Genomic DNA, 20,730 nt, shown 5'->3' on the forward strand with positions numbered 1-20,730 from the left:
TCTACGCGGTGGCGCCTGGACGCACTTCCAGCCAGCTCAGCCCGCGCAGGTCGATGCACACCCGCTCGCGCTCTTCGACGGCCACGAGGAGCACATCCCCGCACACCGAGCAGCGGACCACCAGCCCGTGATCGTTCGGGTACACCCGCGCGACGGCGACGACGGCCTCGTCTCCGCAGCTCGCACACCGCCCGACCGCACTGGTGATGTCGACGGCGAACACCTCGGAGAGGAGTCCGGCCGCCGCGTTTCCGTCGAGGTAGTCCTGGTCGGTCATGACGCGCCTCCGATTCCGCCATAGCGCTCCGTCTTGATGCGGGAGGGGTCGTGCCCGGCGTCGACCAACCAGCCGGACACGGTCTCGACGAACGCGGTCGCTCCGCAGAGGAAGAATGTGGGGGACGCGCTCGCCGGCAGCGCTGCGGACGCCAGGACCGCCGCCGTGAGGCGTCCGGCCGGCACCGGCCAGTCGGCGGGGGCGGTGCGGGTGTAGACGTATTCGACGGAGAGCGGGGCCGCCGCATCCCGCGCAAGCGCCGCGAGTTCGTCGCGGTAGTAGACCGACTCAGGCGACCGCACAGAGTAGAGCAGCCGGAACGGCGCTGCGCTCGCCGCGGCCGAGTGGGCGCGCGCCATCGACATCAGCGGCACCACACCGGACCCGCCGGCGATGAGCTGGACGGGCGTCAGGTCGCCGGGTCGCCAGACGAACCAGCCGCCGACGGGGCCGCGCACCTCCACCTGGTCGCCGACCATCACGCCGCGCACGAGGTAGGGGGAGACCTCGCCGTCCGCCAGCTCCTCGACCGTCAGCTCCAGTTCGTCGCCAGGCAGCGCAGACGCGATCGAGTACGACCGCACGGCCTGGTAGCCGTCGGGGGCGGTGAGCCGGACATCCACGTGCTGTCCGGCCAGATGTCCGCTGAGGCCGGGGATGCGCAGCCGGAGCGTGCGCGCGGTCGGCGTCTCGAAGCGGGCGGCGATCACGTCCGCGACGCGCCAGGCCGTGCTCACCAGTAGCGCTCTTCCTTCCAGGGATCCCCGTACATGTTGTAGCCGTTGCTCTCCCAGAAGCCCGGCTGGTCCTGCGGAAGCATCTGCAGGCCGTTGACCCATTTCGCGCTCTTCCAGAAGTACAGGTGCGGCACGAGCAGCCGCGCGGGTCCTCCGTGCTCTGGTGCGAGGTCGGCTCCGTCGAAGGTGTGCGCGATCCAGGCCTTGCCGTCGAGCAGGTCGGCGAGCGGGACGTTGGTGGTGTACCCGCCGTATGAGTGCGCCATCGTGTACTCGTACTCGGTGTCGACGCCGTCGAACAGCGTGTCGATGGCGACACCCCGCCACGAGGTGCCGAGCTTGGACCAGCTGGTGACGCAGTGGATGTCCTGGGTCACGTCCTCCTGCGGGAGGGCGAGGAACTCGTCCCAGCTCCAGCGGTGCACCTGTCCCTTCTCCGTGGTGATCGTGAAGGCCCACTCGTCGTGCGTGATGCGCGGAGTGGGGCCGGCGGAGAGCACAGGGAAGCCCTCTGTGAGGTATTGGCCTGGCGGAAGTCGGGTGTCCTCGGTACGGCGGCGGCCGAGGAATCCGGAGGAGATGATTCCCATGCGCGCAGCTTATTCCCCAGCGGGCGGCGCGGTCTATGGTGATGGAATGACCGTCGTGAATCTCGGCACCCCGCGGAGCGCCGCTCTGCGGGACGCTGCGCGACGGGAGACTGCGCCGCGGAGCGCGCCGAGCCTCGACGGACGCCCCGCCGTCCCCGGCCTGATCGACCGGTTCGGCAGGGTCGCCCGCGACCTGCGAGTGTCCGTCACAGAGAAGTGCTCGCTGCGCTGCACGTACTGCATGCCGGAGGACGGGTTGCCGAGCATCCCGCGCGAGGAGCTGCTGACCGCCGCCGAGATCGCCAGGCTGGTGCGCATCGCCGCGCGCGACCTGGGGATCACCGAGGTGCGGTTCACCGGGGGAGAACCGCTGATGCGCGCCGACCTCGCCGAGATCGTCGGGCTGTCCGCGGAGGCGGCGCCAGGGGTGGACCTCTCGATCACGACCAACGGGATCGGGCTGGACCACCGCATCCGGAGCCTGGTGGATGCGGGCCTCACCAGGGTGAACGTCTCGCTCGACACGGTCGACCGCGAGCACTTCGCCCGCCTGACCAGGCGCGACAGGCTCCCCGCGGTCATGGCTGGCATCCGCGCCGCCCACGACGCAGGGCTCACCCCGCTGAAGCTCAACGCGGTGCTGATGCGCGAAACGCTCGCCGGAGCGCCCGCCCTGCTCGCCTGGGCGATCGAGAACGGCTGCCGCCTGCGTTTCATCGAGCAGATGCCGCTCGACGCCGACCACACCTGGATGCGCGACAACATGGTGCCTGCCGCCGAACTCCTGGACGTGCTCGGCACCGGCTTCACGCTCACGGAGGCGGGGAGGGACGACCCGTCCGCCCCAGCGGAGGAGTGGCTGGTCGACGGCGGACCGGCGACGGTCGGGATCATCGCGTCGGTGACCCGCTCGTTCTGCGCCGCGTGCGACCGCACCAGGATCACGGCGGAAGGGACGGTGCGCTCCTGCCTCTTCGGCGACGACGAGACCGACCTGCGCGGTCTGCTCCGCGGCGGGGCGGACGACGCGGAGATCGCGCGCTGGTGGCGCGGGGCGATGTGGGGCAAGCAGGCAGGGCACGGAATCGACGCGGCCGGGTTCGTCCCTCCGCGCAGGAGCATGGGGGCGATCGGTGGCTGACAGTGCGGACGGGGCTGCGGCGACGGTGCTCGTGCGGTACTTCGCCGCGGCGGAGGAGGCGGCGGGGCGGCAGGAGGAGCGCATCCAGCTGGCGGACGCGACCCTCGGCGCACTGCGCGCCGAACTGCTCGCGCGCTACGGGGCGCCGATGGAGCTGGTGCTGCGGTCCGGGTCGTTCCTGGTGGATGCGGTCGTGTCCCGCGACCCTGAGCGACGGGTGACGGGGACCGTGGATGTGCTTCCGCCGTTCGCGGGCGGCTGACCCCGCATCCGCTAGGTTGGGGGCACAGGTGGGGCTGAGCAGGGGAGGCGCGCGATGAGTACACAAGCTGAGACAGGCACGCTGATGAGCGAGTTCGAGGCGATGCGGCGGCGGGGTCGCCGGGTGGCGCTGCTGGTGGTCGCGGCGGTCGTCGCCGGTGTCGGCGCGTGGCTGACAGGGCCGATCGGCGTCGTGATGATCGGGCTCGGGAGCGCAGCAGGCTGGGCGCTTGCCGCACTCGGACTGGTGCTGCTGGCCGCGATGGTCGTGGCGATCATCGCCGCTGCCCGTTCGCGGCTCGCTCCGGAGAGCCGTCCAGGAAAGGCCAACGCCCGCTTCGACGAGCCGGTGCCCTCCCGCAATCCCAACGGCGGCCACGGCATGATCGGCTCCGGCATCGGCGGTCACTGACCCGGCACCCGGCCGGGGGGACGGCCGGACGGGGTCAGGCGGGGTAGACGCGGAGGTCGTCGGGGGAGACGGCGAGGGTGACGGGCGTGCCGGGGGCGAGCGCCAGGTCGGCGACGATCGACGGCGCGACCAGCGCGGGGAGAGCGTCGGTGCGCACCAGGACGAGGTCGGCGCGCGGCTCGAGACCGGTCACCACCGCGGAGATCAGGTTGGCCGTCGCCGTGCCCGGTTCCGCGGCGAGCACGCGCACGCTCGACGGGCGAACGGCCGCCGCGACCCGGTCGCCGGGAGCAGCGGCCTCCACGACGGTCGCCGCGAGGGAGAGGCCGTCGTCGGTGACGATCCCGGATGCGGTGCGCCGCCCCGTCAGCAGCGTCACCCCTGTCAGCTCGGCGGTGAACGCCCTGCGCGGCCGGTCGAGGACGTCGCGGACGGGGCCGTCGTCGACGATGCGGCCGTCGTGCAGCACGATCACGCGATCGGCGAGCAGGTAGGCGTCGAGCGCGTCGTGGCTGACGATGACAGCGGTGCGGCCGTCGAGGGCCCGCGCGAGCGTCTGCCGCACGTCGCCGGTCACCGCGACGTCGAGCGCGGAGAGCGGTTCGTCGAGCAGCAGCAGCCGCGGCTCCGCTGCCAGCGCACGGGCGACGGCCACGCGCTGCGCCTGGCCGCCGGAGAGTTCGTCAGGGCGGCGCGCGGCGAACCCGTCGACGCCGACCCTGCGCAGCCACCCGTCCGCGACAGAGCGGGCATCCGCACGGGATGCGCGTGCTGCCCGCGGACCGAACTCCACGTTCTGCCGAACGGTCAGATGCGGGAACAGCAAGGGCTCCTGCGCGAGCAGCGCGACCCCGCGGCGGTGCGGAGGAGTCCAGGAGCCAGGCAGGTCGAACAGCACGTCGTCGCCGAGCGTCGCCCGGCCGGTGTCCGGGCGGATCAGCCCGGCGAGCATCCCGAGCAGGGTGGACTTGCCTGCGCCGTTCGGGCCGAGCACGGCGACGGTCTCCCCGTCTGCGACGGAGAGGTCGACGTCGACGCCGCGCTCAGCGAGCGTCGCGCGCAGCTGGACGGCCGCCCCGCTCATCGGGCGACCTTCAGACGGCTGCGGGCCGGCTCGCCCGCTCCGTGAGCGACGGCGACCACGATCACGGCGACCACGATCAGCACCAGGGACAGGGCGACCGCCGCGTCCGGGTCCGTCTCGCGCTGGAGGTAGATCTCCAGCGGCAGTGTGCGCGTGACGCCCTGGAGGCTCCCTGCGAAGGTGAGGGTGGCGCCGAACTCGCCGAGCGCCCGCGCGAACGACAGGATCGCGCCGGAGACCAGCGCAGGCAGCACCAGCGGCAAAGTCACCCGGAACAGCACGGTCGCCGGCCGGGCGCCGAGGGTGGCGGCGACGGCCTCGAAACGCGTCCCAGCCGTGCGGAGCGCGCCCTCGAGGCTCAGCACGAGGAACGGGAGGGCGACGAACGTCTGCGCGAGGATCACCGCCGTGGTCGAGAACGCCACGTCGAGCACTCCGCCGAGCAGACCGCGCCTGCCGAACAGGAAGAGCAGTGCCAGGCCGCCGACCACCGGAGGCAGCACCAGCGGGAGCAGCACGATGGCGCGCACCACCCGTTGGCCGGGGAACGGCACGCGCGCGAGCACCGTCGCCATCGGCACGCCGAGCAGCACGCACAGCGCCGTGGCGGCGACGGAGGTGCGCAGGCTCAGCCAGAGCGCGTCCAGCGACGACGGCGATGTGATCAGCGGGAGGAAGTCGGCCCAGTCGACCCTGACCAGCATCGCCACCAGCGGCAGCAGCACGAACAGGCCGCCGACGACCGCGATCACGACGACCCAGGTCGGCACGTCCAGCCGACGCGGAGACGATCCCACGGTCTACGGCGCTCCGAAGCCGGCGGTCTTCAGGACCGCGCGGCCCTTCTCACCGGTGACGAAGTCGACGAACGCCGCGGCCCCGGGGGGATTGGCCGCTGCCTTCAGAGCAACGATCGGATAGGTGTTGACGGTCGACGCAGCCTCCGGGAACGGCACAGAGTCGACCTTGCTTCCCGCGCCCTTGACGTCGGTGACGTAGACGATGCCGGCGTCGGCCTCGCCGGACTCGACCTTGCCGAGCACATCGGTCACCGACGACTCCTGGCTCACCGGCGTCAGGGTCACGCCGCTCGACGCCTCCACCTTCGCGGTGGCTGCACCGCACGGCACCTGCGGGGCGCAGACGACGGTCTTCACCCCCGGCTTCGCCAGGTCGGAGAACGCGGTGATCTTCGCGGGGTTGCCGGGAGGCACGGCGATGGCCAGGACATTGGTGGCGAAGTCGACAGGCTCGCCGTCGGCCAGCTTCGCGGTGGTGACCTTGGCCATGTTGGCCCCGTCGGCCGACGCGAACACGTCGGCGGGCGCTCCCTCGGTGATCTGCGAGACCAGATCGGACGATCCGGCGAAGCTGAACGTCACCTTCGCCCCCGGGTGCTCTGCCTCGAACGCCTTCCCCAGGTCGGTGAAGGTGGCCGTGAGCGAGGCTGCGGCGAACACGGTGACCGTCCCTGAGACGGCATCCGCCGACGGCGACCCCGTGGATGCGCTGGAGGCGGGGGCGGAGGAGGCCGCGCATCCGGTGAGGGCGAGAGCTGCTACGGCGATGACGGCTGCTGCGACGATCCGCTTGCGCACGGTCAGTCCTTTCCGATGGGGGTCTCGACGATGACGGTGGTGGCTTTGACGACCGCGACGGCCACGGAGCCGAGTTCGAGCCCGAGCTCCCGCACGGCCTCGCTGCTCATCAGCGACACCACCCTGTGCGGGCCGCACTGCAGCTCCACCTGCGCCATGACGGTGTCGACGACGATGCTGGTGACCAGGCCGACGAAGCGGTTGCGTGCCGATCGCGCCACACCCGCCGGATCGGTGGGGAGCACGGCGTTCTGTTTGGCGAGCTGGGCGAGCTCGTAGCCGTCGACCACGGTGCGACCTGCGTCGTCCTTCGCGCTGCCGAGCAGTCCGGCGTCGATCCAGCGGCGGACCGTGTCGTCGCTCACCCCGAGGTACAGCGAAGCGTCTTTCACCCGAATCTGCGGCACAGCGCCCACCTTATCCCCGCGTCTGCGTCTCCGCAGCAATCGAGTCCGAAGTTGTTCAGCTCAATGCCCGGCGTGTCGCCTGAACAACTTCGGACTCGATTGCGTGGGAGGGGGCGGAGGGGAGGGCGAGGGGCGGCTAGAGGCCGACCCACTCGGAGACGCCGTCGGCGAAGTGCTGGCGCTTCCAGATCGGCACCTTGGTCTTGATGAGGTCGACCAGGGCGGCGCAGGCCTCGAACGCCTCCGCCCTGTGCGGTGCTGCGACGGCGGCGATGAGTGCTGGGTCGCCGATGGTCAGCGAGCCGACCCTGTGCTCTGCGGCGACCCGCAGACCGCTGCGCGTCGCGATCTCCTCGCAGCACTCGCGGAGGAATCGCTCGGCCTCCGGATGCGCCCGGTAGTCCAGCGAGACGACGCCACGGCCGCCGTCGTGGTCGCGCACGATCCCCTGGAACGACACGACGGCGCCGGACCCCGACCGCCAGACGAACTCGTCGACCGTCGAGCCGTCGAGGGGGTCGGCGCTGATGGCGGCGTACACGTCGCTCATCGGGTGTGGTCGCCCCCGCCGAGCTGGTCGAGCAGGTGCGGGAGCAGGTCGGCGAGCACGGCCAGGCCGTCGGCGACGCCGCCGCGCGAGCCGGGCAGGTTGACCACCAGCGTCCTTCCCGCGACCCCTGCCACGCCCCTGCTGATCGCGGCGAGCGGCGTGTGCTCCGCCCCGCGGGCGCGGAGTGCTTCCGCGACGCCTGGCAGGGTGCGGTCCAGCACGGCGGCCGTCGCCTCCGGGGTGCGGTCGGTGGGGGAGACGCCGGTGCCGCCCGTGGTCAGGAGGACGGCGGGGCGGGCGAGCACCGCATCCCGGATCGCGGAGGCGATGTCAGTGTCGGCGACCACGCGCACCTCCGCTGGAAGCTGCCGCTCGCCGAGCCACGCCGCGATCACCGGGCCGGTGGTGTCCTCCGCCTCGCCCGCTGCGGCCCGCGTGGAGGAGACCACGACGACGGCGGTGGATGCGGCGGGTTCCGTGGCGACCGCGGCCGTCGGTTCCGCCGCCTGCGACTCCTCCGACAGCGACTCCGCCTCCGTCTCCGCGCTCTGGCGCCGCCAGTCGCCGCGCTTGCCTCCGCTCTTCGAGACGAGCTGCACGTCCGTCAGCGTCGCCGCAGGGTCGACCGCCTTGATCATGTCGTGCAGGGTCAGCCCGGCGACAGCGACGGCCGTCAGCGCCTCCATCTCCACCCCGGTGCGCCCGTGGGTCCGGGTGGTCGCCTCGATGGCGATGACGCCGGCGTCGGCATCCAGGGAGAACACGATGTCCACGGCCGTCAGCGGCAGCGGGTGGCACAGCGGGATCAGCTCGGAGGTGCGTTTGGCCCCGCCGATGCCGGCCAGCCGCGCCGTCGCCAGCACATCTGCCTTGGGCAGGTCGTCGGCCCTGACCAGGCGCACGACGTCGGAGCGCGTCACGACGCGGCCGCTGGCCACGGCGACCCTGTCCGTCTCCTGCTTGCCTCCGACGTCGACCATCCGCGCCCTGCCTTCGCCGTCGATGTGGCTGAGTCCGCTCATAGGGTCCACACTGTCACGTCGTCGCCCTCCGCGAGGTCCACGGTGTCCGTCGGCACTTCGATCAGCACGTCGGAACGCGCCATCGCCGCCACCAGATGCGAGCTGGGGCCGGCGACCTGCTGCACCGTGCCGTCCGGCAGGCGCCTGCCGCGCAGGAACTGCCGCTTGCCTGCGACGGAGCGCACGGCCGCGGCGAGCGGCGCAGGAGACGGCGGTGCGGCGGGAAGCCCGGCGGAGGCGCGCAGCAGGTCGCGCAGGAACACCGTGAACGAGACCTGGGTGCTCACCGGGTTGCCGGGGAACGACAGCACGGGAACCCCGGAGACCACGCCGGTCGCCTGCGGCCCACCCGGCTGCATCGCCACCGTCACCACCTCGGCGCCGTGCGGCTCCAGCACCTCCCGCACCACCTCGTACGCGCCCTTCGAGATGCCGCCGGAAGTGACGACGATGTCGCTCACGCTCACCGCGTGCTGCAGGGCGCGCTCGAACTCGGCGTGGTCGTCGGTCGTCGCCGTCCGCACGGAGACGAGTGCGCCGCACTCCTCGACCAGGGCGGCGAGCGCCACCCCGTTCGCGTCGAACACCTGGCCGAACTCGGCGGTCGCGCCCGCGGCCACCAGTTCGGCGCCGGTGGTCAGGATGCCGACCCGCAGGCGGGCGCGCACCTCCACCGCCTCCGCCCCCGCCGCTGCGATGGCGGCCAGGTGGCGGGCGGCCAGCCGGGTGCCGGAATCCACCAGGGTGTCGCCGCGGCGCAGGTCGCTGCCGCGCTCGCGCACGTACTCTCCTGGGCGGCGGGAGCGGCGGATCTCGACAACGGCGCCGGAGAGGTCGTCGTCGCGGCCGAGCACCAGCTCGGTGTCCTCGACCGGCACGACGGCGTCCGCGCCGCTCGGCACAGGAGCGCCGGTCATGATGCGCACGGCGGTTCCCGGGGTGAGGACCACCGGCACCGTGTGCCCGGCAGGGATGTCCCCGCTCACTTCGAGGGCGACGGGCGTGTGCTCGATGTCGGCGGAGCGCACGGCGTATCCGTCCATCTGCGAGTTGCGGAACAGTGGCAGGTCGACGTCCGAGCGCACGGCGACGGCGGTGACCCTGCCGGACGCCTCCGCCAGCGGGACCCGCTCCGCGGCCGCAACGGCGAGCAGCGGCTCGACGAGGCGGGCGATGGTCTCTGCGTGCTCCTCGACCGTGCGCGGTGGCGTCATGTCCTTAGTATCGCGCCAGGTCGCCGTCGATGTCTCTGGCCCAGGCGTCGATGCCGCCGGCGAGCACGATCCCGGATGCGCCCGCCTCCGCCAGCTTCGCCCGTGCGGTCTCCGCGCGCACGCCGTGGTGGCAGACGATCACGAGAGGATCGTCGCCGAGCCGCGCAGCGACGCCTGCTGGGTCGGCCATCACCACCCCGAGCGGCACGAGCAGGGAGCCGGGGATCTCGGCGATGTCCGCCTCCCACGGCTCTCGCACGTCGAGCAGCGTGTGCGGTTCCCCTGCCAGCAGGCGGGCATGCAATTCGGACGGGCTGATGGTGTCTGTCACTCCGCAGAACTCCTCATAGTCGATCAGGCCGGTGATGGGGGATGCACCGGGGTCGCGCTCGTATGCCAGCTCGCGGGTGTCCCCGCGCAGGGCGTCGTGGATCAGCACGCGGCCGAGCAGCGGAACGCCGGTGCCGGTGACGAGTTTCACGGCTTCGCTCACCATGACGCTGCCGATCACGCCGCACACCGAGGGAAGCGCGCCGGCCTCCGCGCAACTCGCAACGCTGCCAGGCTCCGGCGGCACGGGGAACAGATCGCGGTAGTGCGGGCCGTGCTCCGCCCAGCTCACGCCGGCCTGACCGCCGAACTGGTGCACGGCGCCCCAGACCACCGGCAGCCCGGCGAGCACGGCAGCGTCGTTCACCAGGTAGCGGGTGGGGAAGTTGTCGCTTCCGTCGAGCACCAGATCGAACCCGGTCAGGATGCGCTCGGCGTTCTGCGCCGTCAGCCGCTCCGGGAACACGACGATCTCGGTCTCCGCGTCGAGAGCGCGGACGGTCTCCGCCGCGGAGGCCGCCTTGCCGCGGCCGACGTCGGCCGGGGTGTGAACGGTCTGCCTCGGCAGGTTGCTCGGCTCCACCCTGTCGTCGTCCACGATGCCGATGGTTCCGACGCCGGACGCGGCCAGCAGCGGGAGCACAGCGGAACCGAGCCCGCCGGCGCCGACCACGAGGATGCGGGCGTTGCGGAGACGACGCTGGGCGAGCATCCCGAATCCTGGCAGTCGCGCGGTGCGGGCGTAGCGGGCTTCGCGCTCCGGCGAGAGCTCAGGGCCGGGTGCGACGAGGGGAGGGATGCCCATGCACCCAGTATCCTCGCTCGGCGTCAGGAACCGTCACGGCGGGTCAGGCGACCGTGACCTGGATGCTGTGCAGGCCCGTCGCGCCGTTGGGCACGACGTCGGCGACCTTCGAGGTCTGGACCGTGCCGTGCGCATCGGTTGCGCGCACCGTGATGGTGTGTGTCCCCGTGGTGGCCGGCCAGGCGTACTTCCACTGGCGCCAGGTGTCCACCGAGATCGCGTCTGCGAGGGTCGCCTCCTCCCACGGGCCGCTGTCGATCCGCACGTGCACGGCGCTCACGCCGACGTGCTGCGACCAGGCGACGCCGGCCACCGCGACCGTTCCCGCGGCGACCTGACGGCCGGACGCAGGAACGTCGATGCGCGACGACAGCTTGACCGGCCCGCGCTGGGACCAGCCGCGATCCGTCCAGTACGAGGTGACCTTGTCGAACCTGGTCACGTTCAGCTCGACCACCCACTTCGTGGCGGACACGTACCCGTAGAGGCCGGGCACGACCATCCGCACCGGGTAGCCGTGCTCCAGCGGCAGCGGCTGGCCGTTCATCCCGACGGCGAGGATGGCGTTCCGCTCGTCGGTCAGGGCCTCGATCGGCGTGCTGGCCGTCCAGCCGTCCTGGCTCTTCGACAGCACCATGTCGGCGTCCGCGCTCGGTTTCGCGCGCGCCAGCAGGTGCCGGATGGGGTATCCCAGCCAGGTGGCGTTGCTGATCAGGTCGCCGCCGACCTCGTTCGAGACGCAGGTGAGGGTGGTGGTCGACTCCTCCAGGGGCAGCTTCAGGAGTTCGGCGAAGGTCAGCTCGACCTCGTTCTCGACCATCCCGACGATGCGCAGCTTCCAGGTGGCAGGGTCGATGCCGGGGATCTGCAGTGCGGTGTCGATGCGGTAGAAGTCGGCGTTCGGCGTGACGATGGGGGAGAGCCCGGCGATGTCGAACGAAGCTCCCGCGGGGATGGGCGGCGCGACGACCGCGGGCTTCGGCAGGTGGAACGCCGCCCGCGCCGCCGCGGCCGTGCGGTAGCCGGTCGCCACCACCTGACCGACGATCACGGCGAGCGCCCCCGCCGCGGCCGTGGTGCCCGTCGCCGCGAGGAACCGGCGTCGCGTCACAGAGCCGTCCGGCGCGATCCTGGTGGGGGAGGTGCCGCGCAGCATCCTCGCCAGGATGCCGAGCGCGATGATGCCGACGGCCGCCGTGACCACGGAGGGCGCGGCATCCAGCAGCCCGGCGCCGGAGCGGGTGAGCGCGGCGAACACGCCGACAGCGCCGCCGACGCCGATCAGGATGCGCCCGAGCGGCGGCCGACGCAGTTCCAGCCATCCGGCGAGCGCTCCGGCAGCGAGCACGACGATGGCGAGCGAGACGACGAGCACCGCCTTGTCGCCCGTGCCGAAGAGGGCGATCACGCCTTCCTTCAGCCAGGCGGGCACCAGGTCGATGATCAGAGCGCCGACCACGAGCACGGGGCTGCCGTTCTGCACGAGGAACGCACTGACGAGTTCCCCTGCACCGACACCGGCGAGCACGCTCGCCACCCCGGCAGCGGCCGGACGCCAGAACGACACCATGGCGCGAGGCTAGGCGCGCAAGCTGTGACGATGTCGAGTGCGGCACGGGCGTGGGAGGCTTGGGTCACGATGTCAGAACGCAGTCAGCTCCGCGTCGGGACGATCCCCGGCTACACCGGTCCAGCCAGCCTGGACGACGACGCCCTCTACGACACCTTCGTGGCGTGGGTGGAGGAGGGCGGCATCAGCCTCTACCCGGCCCAGGACGAGTCGGTGATCGAGGTCGTCGCGGGAGCGAACCTCATCCTGAGCACACCGACAGGCACCGGCAAGTCGCTCGTCGCCGTCGGCGCCCACTTCGCCGCGCTCGCTCGCGGGGAGCGCAGCTTCTACACCGCGCCGATCAAGGCGCTCGTCTCGGAGAAGTTCTTCTCCCTTGTCGAGATCTTCGGCGCGGAGAACGTCGGCATGATGACCGGAGACTCCGCGGTCAACGCCGACGCCCCGATCATCTGCTGCACAGCTGAGATCCTCGCCAACCTCGCCCTCCGCCACGGGGCGGACACCCCGGTGGGCCAGGTGGTGATGGACGAGTTCCACTTCTACTCCGACCCTGACCGAGGCTGGGCGTGGCAGGTGCCGCTGCTGACTCTGCCTCGCACGCAGTTCGTGCTCATGTCGGCGACCCTCGGCGACGTCACGGCGCTCGCCGACGACCTCAGCGCGCGCACTGGCCGCGAGACGGCGACCGTCACCGGCGTCGAGCGTCCGGTGCCTCTGCACTACTACTACGAGGTCACCCCGGCGCACGAGACGGTCGAAGACCTCCTCAGCACGGGGCAGGCGCCCATCTACATCGTCCACTTCTCCCAGCTCGCAGCGCTCGAACGGGCGCAGGCGCTCTCCAGCGCGCGCATCGCCAGCAGGGAGCAGCGGGATGCGATCGCCGAGCTGATCGGCGAGTTCCGGTTCACGACCTCGTTCGGCAAGACCCTCTCGCGCCTGCTCAGGCAGAGCATCGGCGTGCACCACGCCGGGATGCTGCCCAAGTACCGCAGGCTGGTCGAGCAGCTGGCCCAGCGGGGGATGCTCAGGGTGATCTGTGGAACGGACACGCTCGGCGTCGGCATCAACGTCCCGATCAGGACGGTGCTGCTGACCGCCCTCACCAAGTTCGACGGCACCAGGATGCGGCAGCTCAACGCCCGCGAGTTCCACCAGATCGCCGGGCGAGCAGGGCGGGCGGGCTACGACACGGCAGGCACGGTCGTCGCCCAGGCTCCCGAGCACGAGTCGGAGAACCTGAAAGCGATCGAGAAGGCGGGCGACGATCCGAAGAAGCGTCGCAAGATCGTCCGCAAGAAGGCGCCGGACGGGTTCGTGTCGTGGGGCGAGCCGTCGTTCAGGAAGCTGATCGAGGCCGAACCGGAGACCCTCACCTCCTCCATGCAGATCACCAGCGCGATGCTCATCAACGTGATCGGCCGCGGGGGAGACGTCTACGGGCACGTCCGCGCCCTGGTGTTCGACAACCATGAGCCATGGAAACGGCAGCTCGCCCTCGCCAGGCGCGCCATCGGCCTGTTCCGCTCCCTGCTCACCGCGGGCGTGGTGGAGAACGTCGACGGGCGCATCCAGTTGACGGTGGACCTGCAACCGAACTTCGCTCTCAACCAGCCGCTGTCCCCGTTCGCGCTCGCCGCCTTCGAGCTGTTCGACCCCGAGGCGCCGGAGTACGCGCTCGACATCGTGTCCGTGGTCGAGGCGACCCTCGACGACCCGCGCCCTGTGCTGTCCGCGCAGCAATTCCAGGCGCGCGGAGAGGCCGTCGCGGCGATGAAGGCGGACGGCGTGGAGTACGACGACAGGATGGAGGCGCTGGAACAGGTCACGCATCCACAGCCCCACGCCGAACTGCTGGCGGCGGCGTTCTCCACCTATGCCGCCAGCCAGCCCTGGGTGGCCGACTTCGAGCTCAGCCCGAAGTCGGTGGTGCGCGACCTGTACGAGCGCGCGATGACGTTCGGCGAGTACATCGCCCTCTACAAGCTCGCCCGCTCGGAGGGAGTGGTGCTCCGCTACCTGTCCGACGCGTACCGCGCCCTCGGCCAGACGGTGCCGGCCGACCTTCGCACGGACGACCTCCGCGACCTGATCGAGTGGCTCGGCGAACTGGTCAGACAGGTCGACTCCAGCCTGCTCGACGAGTGGGAGGAGCTCATCCACCCGGATGCGTCCGCCCACGCCGCCTCCGCGAGCGAGCTGGCCCCTCCTCCACCCCGCAATGTCACGACGAACCGGCGCGCGTTCTTCGTGCTGGTGCGCAACGAGCTGTTCCGCCGCGTGCAGCTCGCCGCCCTCGACAGGGTGCAGGACCTGGGAGCGGTGGAGGTCGAGGCGGCGTCACTGGCCGGCCTGGCCACCCCGACCTTCACGGAGCTCGACTGGGATGAGGCGCTGGAGGCGTACTACGCGGACCACGACGAGATCGGCACGGATGCTGCTGCACGCTCGGCGGCGATGATCATCGTCGACGAGACGGCGGCGGCGGCCGACGGTGTGTGGAAGGTGCGGCAGATCCTCGCCGATCCGGCGGGCGACCACGACTGGGGCATCACCGCCGAGGTTCTGCTCGCCGCCTCGGCAGAGGCGGGGGTCGCCGTGGTGTCGGTGACAGGGGTGGGGCGGCTGTAGCCCGCCCCACCGTCGTGGTCACCCCACGTGGTGCCGGCGCTCGAGTGCAGCGCCCTCCACATCCACGTTCGGCAGGACGCGGTCGAGCCAGCGCGGAAGCCACCACGCCGAGCGGCCGAGCAGGTGCATCAGGGCCGGCATCAGCAGCATCCGCACCACGAACGCGTCGACGAGCACGCCGAAGGCGAGGCCGAAGCCGATCGACCGGATCATCGTGGAGTCGCTGAACACGAAGCCGCCGAAGACCGAGATCATGATGAGGGCCGCAGCGATCACCACGGTGCGGCCCGCCCGCAGGCCCTTCACGACCGCCAGGCGCGCGGGGGCGCCGTGCACGTACGCCTCGCGCATCCCGGAGGCCAGGAAGAGCTGGTAGTCCATCGCGAGCCCGAACAGGATGCCGACCAGGATCACCGGCAGGAAGCTCAGGATGGGGCCGGTGTGGATGCCGAGCGCCTCGGCGCCCCAGCCCCACTGGAACAGGGCCGTGATGGCGCCGTAGGTCGCGAACAGCGACAGGATGAAGCCGCCCGTCGCGATCAGCGGCACCAGCAGCGAGCGGAACACCAGGATCATGATCAGCAGTGACAGCCCCACCACCACCAGCAGGTAGAGCGGCAGCACATCCGCGAGGTTCTGCGAGATGTCGAGGTTGATCGCGGTCTGGCCGGAGACGCCGAGGGTGATGTCGCCGTTCACCGTCCCGATGGCGCGGAGGTCGCCGACGAGCTTCTCGGTCGAGACGCTGTTCGGGCCTTCGGCCGGGACCACCTGGAACGCCATCAGCCTGTGGTCGTCCGAGACCGCGATCGGGGCGACGGCGACCACGTCCTTCTGGTCGGCGAGCTTCCCGGCGATGTCGAGCTGCGTCGATGTCACCTGGTCGTCCTGCAGCCCGGCGGGGATGTTCGCGGTGACCAGCAGCGGACCGGTCGCTCCGTCGCCGAAGGCGTCCGCCGTCTGCTGGAACGCGTTGTACGTGGTCGAGCCGACGGGCTCGGAGGAACCGTCCGGCAGGCCCACCCGCATCGACAGGGCGGGGATGGCGACGACCAGCAGCGCGGCGGCGGTCGCCACGACCGTGATCACGGCGCGCCAGGTCGACATCGGCTTGGCCGCGGTGTCGTCGTGGTGCACCTGGCCGACCTTCGCCCTCGCCCGCTTGGACAGCAGGCGGGTGCCGAGGAGGCCGAGGATTGCGGGGGTCAGCGTGATCGCGATGAGCACCGCGAGGATCACGGCGACGGCGCCGACCGTGCCCATCAGGCCGAGGAACGGCACGCCGGTGACGTTCAGGGCGAGGAGTGCGACGACGACGGTCGTGCCGGCGAACACGACGGCGTTGCCCGATGTGCCGTTCGCGAGGCCGACGGACTCGTGCGGCTCCGCACCCTCCAGGAGCTGGCGTCTGTGCCGCTTCACGATGAACAGCGAGTAGTCGATGCCGACTGCGAGGCCGAGCATGATGGCGAGCACGGGCGTCACGGACGCCATGTCCACGATTCCGGAGAACGCCAGCGAGCCGAGCGCTGCGACGCCGACGCCGAACAGGGCGGTGACGAGGGGGAGCGCTGCCGCGACGAGCGAGCCGAGCACCACGACGAGGACGATCGCGGCGAACACGACGCCGACGGCCTCGCCGACGCCGACGATCTGCGGAACGCCCTGCGCGATGTCGGTGGAGAACGAGACGGTCACCCCGTCGATCGGCTTCGACTCGAAGTGCTCGATGACGGCCTGCTTGGAGTCCTCCGACAGCTCGAGGCGCGGCTCGGTGAACGCCACGTTCACCAGCGCCGTCGCGCCGTCCTTCGACACCACGCGGATGCCGTCGGACAGCTTCAGGAGCTCCGCCCCCTGCTCCAGCTCCTTCTGCTTCGCCGCGATCGTGGCCTCGTTCGCGTCGATCGTCTGCTGCTGGGCGTCGAGCTGGGTGGTCGGCAGCCCTGCCGCTTCGAGCTGCTGCTTCGCCGCATCCAGTTGCTGCTGCCCTGCGTCGAGCTGCGCGGATGCCTGGTCCAGCTGTGCGCGTCCGTCGGTGACCTGGGCCCGGCGGTCCGCTCGCTGCTTCTCCGTGCTGAACGGGTCGATGATGTCTGCCACGTCCGGCAGGCCGTCCCCGTCCTTCACGAGTGCGCTGATGTCGTCGCGCTGCTCAGAGGTGAACGCCGTGCCGTCCTTCGTCTGGAACACCACTGTTCCCGAGGCTCCGGCGTAGTCGGGGAGCTTCTTGGTGAGCTGGTCCACCACGGCACCGGATGCGGTCCCAGGCACGTCGAAGCTCGTCGTCAGGCCCTTGAAGCCGATCAGGAATCCGCCGACGGCGATGCCGAGCACGATGATCCAGGCGATCACCACCCGCCAGGCTCTGCGTGCGGAGAACTTCCCGAGGCGGTACAGCAGTTCGGCCATTTCGCATCCCTTTCGTGGCATCCGCGTCGATAATACGCAACGGTTCGTCTCGATAAATGCAGGTAAGCTGTGAGCCATGCCGGAAGGACGACGAGGAGCACCCCGCAGCGAAGCGGCGCGGCTCGCGATCCTCGAAGCGACGGCAGCGCTCTTCGCCGAGCGAGGCTACGACCACCTCAGCATCGAGGGCATCGCCGCTCGTGCAGGGGTGGGAAAGCAGACCGTCTACCGCTGGTGGTCCGGCAAGAGCGCGTTGATCGCCGAGTGCCTGCTCGAAGGCATGCTGCTGCCGGAGCGTTTCGTCCTCGCAGACACCGGAGACCTCAGGGACGACCTCACAGCGTGGCTCACCGAGGTGCTGTCCGTGCTCGAGGGTCCGGCGGGAGAGGGGTTGTTCCGTTCGCTGATCGCGGCGGCGACGGAGAACGCCGACGTCGGCAGCAGGCTGCGCGAGTCCCTCGCCGATCCCCGGCTCTTCGCTACCAGGCTGAGGGATGCGCGCGCATCCGGAGAGCTGCGGGCGGACCTCCCGATCGACGACGTCAGCGAGACCGTGATCGGCGCTCTGATCTTCCGCGCGCTCGCCGGCGCACCCTCCGACGCGGGATTTGCGGCGCGGCTGGTCGATCTCGTCCTCGGACCCCGGCCGCTCGCCCCGCGAGCCTGCGCGTGAAGTTGACCTGATCCCGCTGCCGTGTGAGTATTTTCGTGGTTGCCTAACAGCGCCAGGTCATTTGCATGAATCCCCGATGAACTCTGGCGGGGAGGACTGTGTCCCGACACGAGAAAGTATCCGGTGGATCTCACCCTCATCGTCGTGCTGGTCATCGCGCTGGCCCTGTTCTTCGACTTCACCAACGGCTTCCATGACACCGCGAACGCGATGGCCACTCCCATCGCCACGGGTGCAATGCGGCCGAAGGTCGCTGTCGCCCTCGCCGCCGTCCTGAACCTGGTCGGAGCGTTCCTCTCCACCGAGGTCGCGAAGACCATCTCGGGCGGCATCATCAAAGAGGGGTCAGGGGGAGTCCAGATCACCCCTGAGCTGATCTTCGCCGGTCTCGTCGGCGCGATCATCTGGAACATGGTGACCTGGCTGCTCGGACTTCCGTCCTCGTCCAGCCACGCCCTGTTCGGCGGTCTGATCGGTGCGGCTCTCGTCGGCGCCGGCCTCGGCTCCGTCGACTTCGTCGTCGTGCTCGACAAGGTCATCCTGCCCGCGCTGATCGCCCCGGTCACGGCCGGCGTCGTCGCGTACTGCGCGACCAAGCTCGCATACTGGATCACCCGCCGCTACGACGGTCGCCCCGATGGTCGCGGCGGGTTCCGCTACGGCCAGATCTTCTCCTCCTCCCTCGTCGCGCTCTCGCACGGCACCAACGACGCGCAGAAGACGATGGGCGTCATCACGCTCACCCTCATCGCCGCCGGGGTCCAGACCGCCGGGTCCGGCCCGGAGCTCTGGGTGGTCGTCGCCTGTGCGCTCGCCATCGCGATCGGCACGTACTCCGGCGGCTGGCGCATCATCCGCACGCTCGGCCGCGGCCTCACCGAGGTGAAGCCCGCGCAGGGCTTCGCCGCGGAGACGAGCACGGCGGCGACCATCCTGGCCTCCAGCCACCTCGGATTCGCCCTGTCCACGACGCAGGTGGCCTCCGGCTCCGTCATCGGCTCCGGCCTCGGCCGCCGTGGCGCCTCCGTGCGCTGGGGAACGGCAGGCAGGATCGCCCTCGGCTGGCTGCTCACCCTCCCCGCCGCCGGAATCGTCGGCGCCGTCTCCGCCTGGCTGGTCGACCTCGGCCCGATCGGCCTCGCCATCGACGCCATCGCAGCGGTCGTGGTGATCGTGTTGATCTTCTGGCTCTCCAGCCGCAACAAGGTGGACAGCAAGAACGCCGTCGCCCCTGCACCCGTGCAGGGCGTGAGCGAGGTGGCCGCATCCGGTCGCGCCGTGAAGATCAAGAAGGTGAAGCCGCTCAAGAAGCCGCGCGGCAAGGAGAAGGAGTCAGCATGATCGACTGGATCGCCTTCCTCGTCGTCTTCGCCGCATCCATCGTCGGCGCCTGCGTTGTCGTCGGCCTGTACGCGTTCGGCACGCGCCTGCTCGCGGTCGCCGGCCGCGCCCTGTTCGTCGAACCGGTCGAGTTCACGGACGCCATTACGGTCATCTCGCCGGAGGAAGCGGCCCGCGCGCTCAAGAAGGCGGCGAAGGCCCGCAAGAAGAACCCACTGTCCGACGCCCAGAAGCGCTGGGCGCTGACGGGCGCGTACGCCTGCTTCGTCGGCTGCGGCCTCGCCGTGCTGTACGGGCTCTACCTGATCATCCCGTTCTTCCACCAGTGAGCGCGGCGCCCGGCCGTCACCGGCCGGGGCACGAGGTGTCCGCTCAGTCGGTGCCGCGGAGGCGGGCGATGGTGCGCATCAGGTGGTACACGACGATCGCAGCGATGGTGCCGAGGGCGATGCCGTTGAAGGTGAGCTGGCCGAGGTGCAGGGTGAAGTCTGCGATGCCGATGATGAGGGCCGTCGCCGCGGTGAACTGGTTGACCGGCTTGGAGAAGTCGACCTTGTTGTCGAGCCAGATCTTCACGCCGATGATGCCGATGAGGCCGTAGAGCGCCGTGGTCACGCCGCCGAGCACTCCGGCAGGGATCGTGTTGATCACCGCGCCGATCTTGGGCGAGAGGCCGAGCAGCACGGCCACGAAGCCCGCCACCCAGTACGCGGCGGTCGAGTAGATGCGCGTGGCGGCCATCACGCCGATGTTCTCGCCGTACGTCGTCGTGCCTGAACCGCCGAAGAAGCCGGCGATGGTGGTCGCCAGGCCGTCGGCGAAGAGCGCGCGGCCGGTGAGCTTGTTCACCGCCGGGTCGGTGAGCTGGGCGACGCCGCGGATGTGGCCGACGTTCTCCGCCACCAGCACGAGCACCACGGGGAGGAAGGCGGGCAGGATGCCGAACGTCGCGCCGGGGTTCTCGAACGGGTTGGCAGGGAACGCGAACGTGGGGAAGCCGATCCAGTCGGCCTTCGCGACGGCGGAGAAGTCGACCTCGCCGAGGATGACGGCGAAGATGTAGCCGACCACGACGCCGATGAAGATCGACAGGCGGCCGAGCAGGCCCCTGAACAGCACGGTGCTGAGCAGGACCGCGAGCAGCGTGACGATGGCCGTCCACGGCGCCGCCATGAAGTTCTTGCCTGCGGCGGGCGCCAGGTTGAACCCGATCAGCGCCACGATGGCACCGGCGACCACAGGCGGCATCAGGGCGTCGATCCACCCGGTGCCGGTCAGGATGACGATCCCGCCCACGATGGCCAGCAGGATGCCGACGGCCACGATGCCGAACAGGGCGCTGCCCATCCCGTTGCTGACCGTGGCGGCGGTGATCGGCGCGATGAACGCGAACGACGACCCCAGGTAACTGGGCAGCCGGTTGCCGGTGATCAGCAGGAACAGGATGGTGCCGATGCCGGAGAACAGCAGCGTGGTGCTCGGCGGGAAGTGCGTGAGGACGGGGACGAGGAACGTCGCGCCGAACATCGCGACGACGTGCTGGGCGCCGAGGCCGATGGTGCGCGGCCAGGTGAGCCGCTCGCCTGGCAGCACGACCGTGGAGGCCGAGACGTTCTTTCCGTCGCCGTGGAGTTTCCAGGGAAGTGGCATGGCGCATCCTTCGCGTCGTATG

At 70.8% G+C, this 20,730-nt stretch carries 21 protein-coding genes; 7 read left to right on the plus strand and 14 right to left on the minus strand.

The annotated features are described in order from the left end of the window. Position 1: 1 nt before the first annotated feature. The 3 genes from ASE16_RS06105 to ASE16_RS06115 are packed head-to-tail and all read right to left on the minus strand — an operon-like array spanning position 2 to position 1,604. The gene (locus ASE16_RS06105) at positions 2-277 is read right to left on the minus strand and encodes a DUF6510 family protein (protein ID WP_055892302.1); all 276 of its coding nucleotides are present in this window, start codon (positions 275-277) and stop codon (positions 2-4) included. After that, complete coding sequence (locus tag ASE16_RS06110; RefSeq protein WP_055892307.1) at positions 274-1,014, minus strand: FAD-binding oxidoreductase; 741 nt, start codon at positions 1,012-1,014, stop codon at positions 274-276. Before ASE16_RS06110 ends, ASE16_RS06105 begins: the two co-directional genes overlap by 4 nt. Continuing rightward, a complete protein-coding gene (locus ASE16_RS06115; protein WP_200949580.1) occupies positions 1,011-1,604 on the minus strand; it encodes a sulfite oxidase-like oxidoreductase in 594 nt (197 codons plus the stop codon). The genes ASE16_RS06110 and ASE16_RS06115 overlap by 4 nt, the downstream gene beginning before the upstream one ends. 46 nt (positions 1,605-1,650) lie before the next feature. Here ASE16_RS06115 and moaA point away from each other — a divergent pair, with 46 nt between their 5' ends. The 3 genes from moaA to ASE16_RS06130 are packed head-to-tail and all read left to right on the plus strand — an operon-like array spanning position 1,651 to position 3,418. Beyond that, complete coding sequence (gene moaA, locus ASE16_RS06120; RefSeq protein ID WP_055892309.1) at positions 1,651-2,745, plus strand: GTP 3',8-cyclase MoaA; 1,095 nt, start codon at positions 1,651-1,653, stop codon at positions 2,743-2,745. Then, positions 2,738-3,007, plus strand: coding sequence for a MoaD/ThiS family protein (locus tag ASE16_RS06125; protein WP_055892313.1), 270 nt, complete (start codon positions 2,738-2,740; stop codon positions 3,005-3,007). Before moaA ends, ASE16_RS06125 begins: the two co-directional genes overlap by 8 nt. Before the next feature lie 54 nt (positions 3,008-3,061). Beyond that, complete coding sequence (locus ASE16_RS06130; RefSeq protein WP_157480167.1) at positions 3,062-3,418, plus strand: hypothetical protein; 357 nt, start codon at positions 3,062-3,064, stop codon at positions 3,416-3,418. A gap of 34 nt (positions 3,419-3,452) precedes the next feature. Here ASE16_RS06130 and ASE16_RS06135 read toward each other — a convergent pair whose 3' ends face one another. The 9 genes from ASE16_RS06135 to ASE16_RS06175 all read right to left on the minus strand — a co-directional run bounded on the left by ASE16_RS06135 (position 3,453) and on the right by ASE16_RS06175 (position 11,998). After that, the gene (locus ASE16_RS06135; protein ID WP_055892318.1) at positions 3,453-4,502 is read right to left on the minus strand and encodes a sulfate/molybdate ABC transporter ATP-binding protein; all 1,050 of its coding nucleotides are present in this window, start codon (positions 4,500-4,502) and stop codon (positions 3,453-3,455) included. Continuing rightward, a complete protein-coding gene (locus tag ASE16_RS06140; RefSeq protein ID WP_055892322.1) occupies positions 4,499-5,299 on the minus strand; it encodes an ABC transporter permease in 801 nt (266 codons plus the stop codon). Before ASE16_RS06140 ends, ASE16_RS06135 begins: the two co-directional genes overlap by 4 nt. Before the next feature lie 3 nt (positions 5,300-5,302). Then, positions 5,303-6,106 carry a molybdate ABC transporter substrate-binding protein gene (modA, locus tag ASE16_RS06145; RefSeq protein WP_055894328.1) on the minus strand — a complete coding sequence of 268 codons (804 nt, stop codon included), beginning with the start codon at positions 6,104-6,106 and terminating at the stop codon, positions 5,303-5,305. Further along, on the minus strand, positions 6,103-6,507 hold the full coding sequence (locus tag ASE16_RS06150) for a TOBE domain-containing protein (protein WP_055894329.1): 405 nt from the start codon (positions 6,505-6,507) through the stop codon (positions 6,103-6,105). The genes modA and ASE16_RS06150 overlap by 4 nt, the downstream gene beginning before the upstream one ends. Positions 6,508-6,643: 136 nt before the next feature. Continuing rightward, a complete protein-coding gene (locus tag ASE16_RS06155) occupies positions 6,644-7,057 on the minus strand; it encodes a molybdenum cofactor biosynthesis protein MoaE (protein ID WP_055892326.1) in 414 nt (137 codons plus the stop codon). Beyond that, positions 7,054-8,079, minus strand: coding sequence for a bifunctional molybdenum cofactor biosynthesis protein MoaC/MoaB (moaCB, locus tag ASE16_RS06160; RefSeq protein WP_055892330.1), 1,026 nt, complete (start codon positions 8,077-8,079; stop codon positions 7,054-7,056). Before moaCB ends, ASE16_RS06155 begins: the two co-directional genes overlap by 4 nt. Beyond that, positions 8,076-9,293 (minus strand): gephyrin-like molybdotransferase Glp, encoded by a 1,218-nt coding sequence (glp, locus tag ASE16_RS06165; protein WP_055892334.1) that lies wholly within the window; start codon positions 9,291-9,293, stop codon positions 8,076-8,078. Before glp ends, moaCB begins: the two co-directional genes overlap by 4 nt. Before the next feature lie 4 nt (positions 9,294-9,297). Beyond that, positions 9,298-10,428, minus strand: a complete 1,131-nt coding sequence (locus tag ASE16_RS06170) for a ThiF family adenylyltransferase (RefSeq protein ID WP_055892338.1) — start codon at positions 10,426-10,428, stop codon at positions 9,298-9,300. Between the two features lie 43 nt (positions 10,429-10,471). Beyond that, positions 10,472-11,998 carry a molybdopterin-dependent oxidoreductase gene (locus tag ASE16_RS06175; protein WP_055892341.1) on the minus strand — a complete coding sequence of 509 codons (1,527 nt, stop codon included), beginning with the start codon at positions 11,996-11,998 and terminating at the stop codon, positions 10,472-10,474. Positions 11,999-12,067: 69 nt separating this feature from the next. Between ASE16_RS06175 and ASE16_RS06180 the strand changes: the two genes are divergently transcribed. After that, positions 12,068-14,632, plus strand: coding sequence for a DEAD/DEAH box helicase (locus tag ASE16_RS06180; RefSeq protein ID WP_055892345.1), 2,565 nt, complete (start codon positions 12,068-12,070; stop codon positions 14,630-14,632). Positions 14,633-14,650: 18 nt separating this feature from the next. Here the strand turns inward: ASE16_RS06180 and ASE16_RS06185 are convergent, their stop codons facing one another. Beyond that, the gene (locus tag ASE16_RS06185; RefSeq protein WP_055892352.1) at positions 14,651-17,044 is read right to left on the minus strand and encodes an MMPL family transporter; all 2,394 of its coding nucleotides are present in this window, start codon (positions 17,042-17,044) and stop codon (positions 14,651-14,653) included. Between the two features lie 76 nt (positions 17,045-17,120). Between ASE16_RS06185 and ASE16_RS06190 the strand changes: the two genes are divergently transcribed. The 3 genes from ASE16_RS06190 to ASE16_RS06200 all read left to right on the plus strand — a co-directional run bounded on the left by ASE16_RS06190 (position 17,121) and on the right by ASE16_RS06200 (position 19,387). Beyond that, the gene (locus ASE16_RS06190) at positions 17,121-17,717 is read left to right on the plus strand and encodes a TetR/AcrR family transcriptional regulator (RefSeq protein WP_055892355.1); all 597 of its coding nucleotides are present in this window, start codon (positions 17,121-17,123) and stop codon (positions 17,715-17,717) included. Positions 17,718-17,840: 123 nt separating this feature from the next. Continuing rightward, positions 17,841-19,058, plus strand: a complete 1,218-nt coding sequence (locus tag ASE16_RS06195) for an inorganic phosphate transporter (RefSeq protein WP_055892358.1) — start codon at positions 17,841-17,843, stop codon at positions 19,056-19,058. Beyond that, positions 19,055-19,387 carry a hypothetical protein gene (locus ASE16_RS06200; protein WP_055892361.1) on the plus strand — a complete coding sequence of 111 codons (333 nt, stop codon included), beginning with the start codon at positions 19,055-19,057 and terminating at the stop codon, positions 19,385-19,387. The genes ASE16_RS06195 and ASE16_RS06200 overlap by 4 nt, the downstream gene beginning before the upstream one ends. 43 nt (positions 19,388-19,430) lie before the next feature. Here the strand turns inward: ASE16_RS06200 and ASE16_RS06205 are convergent, their stop codons facing one another. Further along, positions 19,431-20,708, minus strand: a complete 1,278-nt coding sequence (locus tag ASE16_RS06205; RefSeq protein ID WP_055892366.1) for a uracil-xanthine permease family protein — start codon at positions 20,706-20,708, stop codon at positions 19,431-19,433. Between the last annotated feature and the right edge of the window lie 22 nt (positions 20,709-20,730).

The sequence above is a fragment of the Leifsonia sp. Root227 genome, assembly GCF_001428745.1.
In the GTDB taxonomy this organism is placed as follows: domain Bacteria; phylum Actinomycetota; class Actinomycetes; order Actinomycetales; family Microbacteriaceae; genus Leifsonia.

Coding starts and splice junctions, on each gene's coding strand:
- ASE16_RS06105 (WP_055892302.1), bottom strand. CDS start 277: ATGACCGACCAGGACTACCTCGACGGAAACGCGGCGGCCGGACTCCTC.
- ASE16_RS06115 (WP_200949580.1), bottom strand. CDS start 1,604: ATGGGAATCATCTCCTCCGGATTCCTCGGCCGCCGCCGTACCGAGGAC.
- moaA (WP_055892309.1), top strand. CDS start 1,651: ATGACCGTCGTGAATCTCGGCACCCCGCGGAGCGCCGCTCTGCGGGAC.
- ASE16_RS06130 (WP_157480167.1), top strand. CDS start 3,062: ATGAGTACACAAGCTGAGACAGGCACGCTGATGAGCGAGTTCGAGGCG.
- ASE16_RS06135 (WP_055892318.1), bottom strand. CDS start 4,502: ATGAGCGGGGCGGCCGTCCAGCTGCGCGCGACGCTCGCTGAGCGCGGC.
- ASE16_RS06155 (WP_055892326.1), bottom strand. CDS start 7,057: ATGAGCGACGTGTACGCCGCCATCAGCGCCGACCCCCTCGACGGCTCG.
- moaCB (WP_055892330.1), bottom strand. CDS start 8,079: ATGAGCGGACTCAGCCACATCGACGGCGAAGGCAGGGCGCGGATGGTC.
- glp (WP_055892334.1), bottom strand. CDS start 9,293: ATGACGCCACCGCGCACGGTCGAGGAGCACGCAGAGACCATCGCCCGC.
- ASE16_RS06170 (WP_055892338.1), bottom strand. CDS start 10,428: ATGGGCATCCCTCCCCTCGTCGCACCCGGCCCTGAGCTCTCGCCGGAG.
- ASE16_RS06175 (WP_055892341.1), bottom strand. CDS start 11,998: ATGGTGTCGTTCTGGCGTCCGGCCGCTGCCGGGGTGGCGAGCGTGCTC.
- ASE16_RS06180 (WP_055892345.1), top strand. CDS start 12,068: ATGTCAGAACGCAGTCAGCTCCGCGTCGGGACGATCCCCGGCTACACC.
- ASE16_RS06185 (WP_055892352.1), bottom strand. CDS start 17,044: ATGGCCGAACTGCTGTACCGCCTCGGGAAGTTCTCCGCACGCAGAGCC.
- ASE16_RS06190 (WP_055892355.1), top strand. CDS start 17,121: ATGCCGGAAGGACGACGAGGAGCACCCCGCAGCGAAGCGGCGCGGCTC.
- ASE16_RS06200 (WP_055892361.1), top strand. CDS start 19,055: ATGATCGACTGGATCGCCTTCCTCGTCGTCTTCGCCGCATCCATCGTC.
- ASE16_RS06205 (WP_055892366.1), bottom strand. CDS start 20,708: ATGCCACTTCCCTGGAAACTCCACGGCGACGGAAAGAACGTCTCGGCC.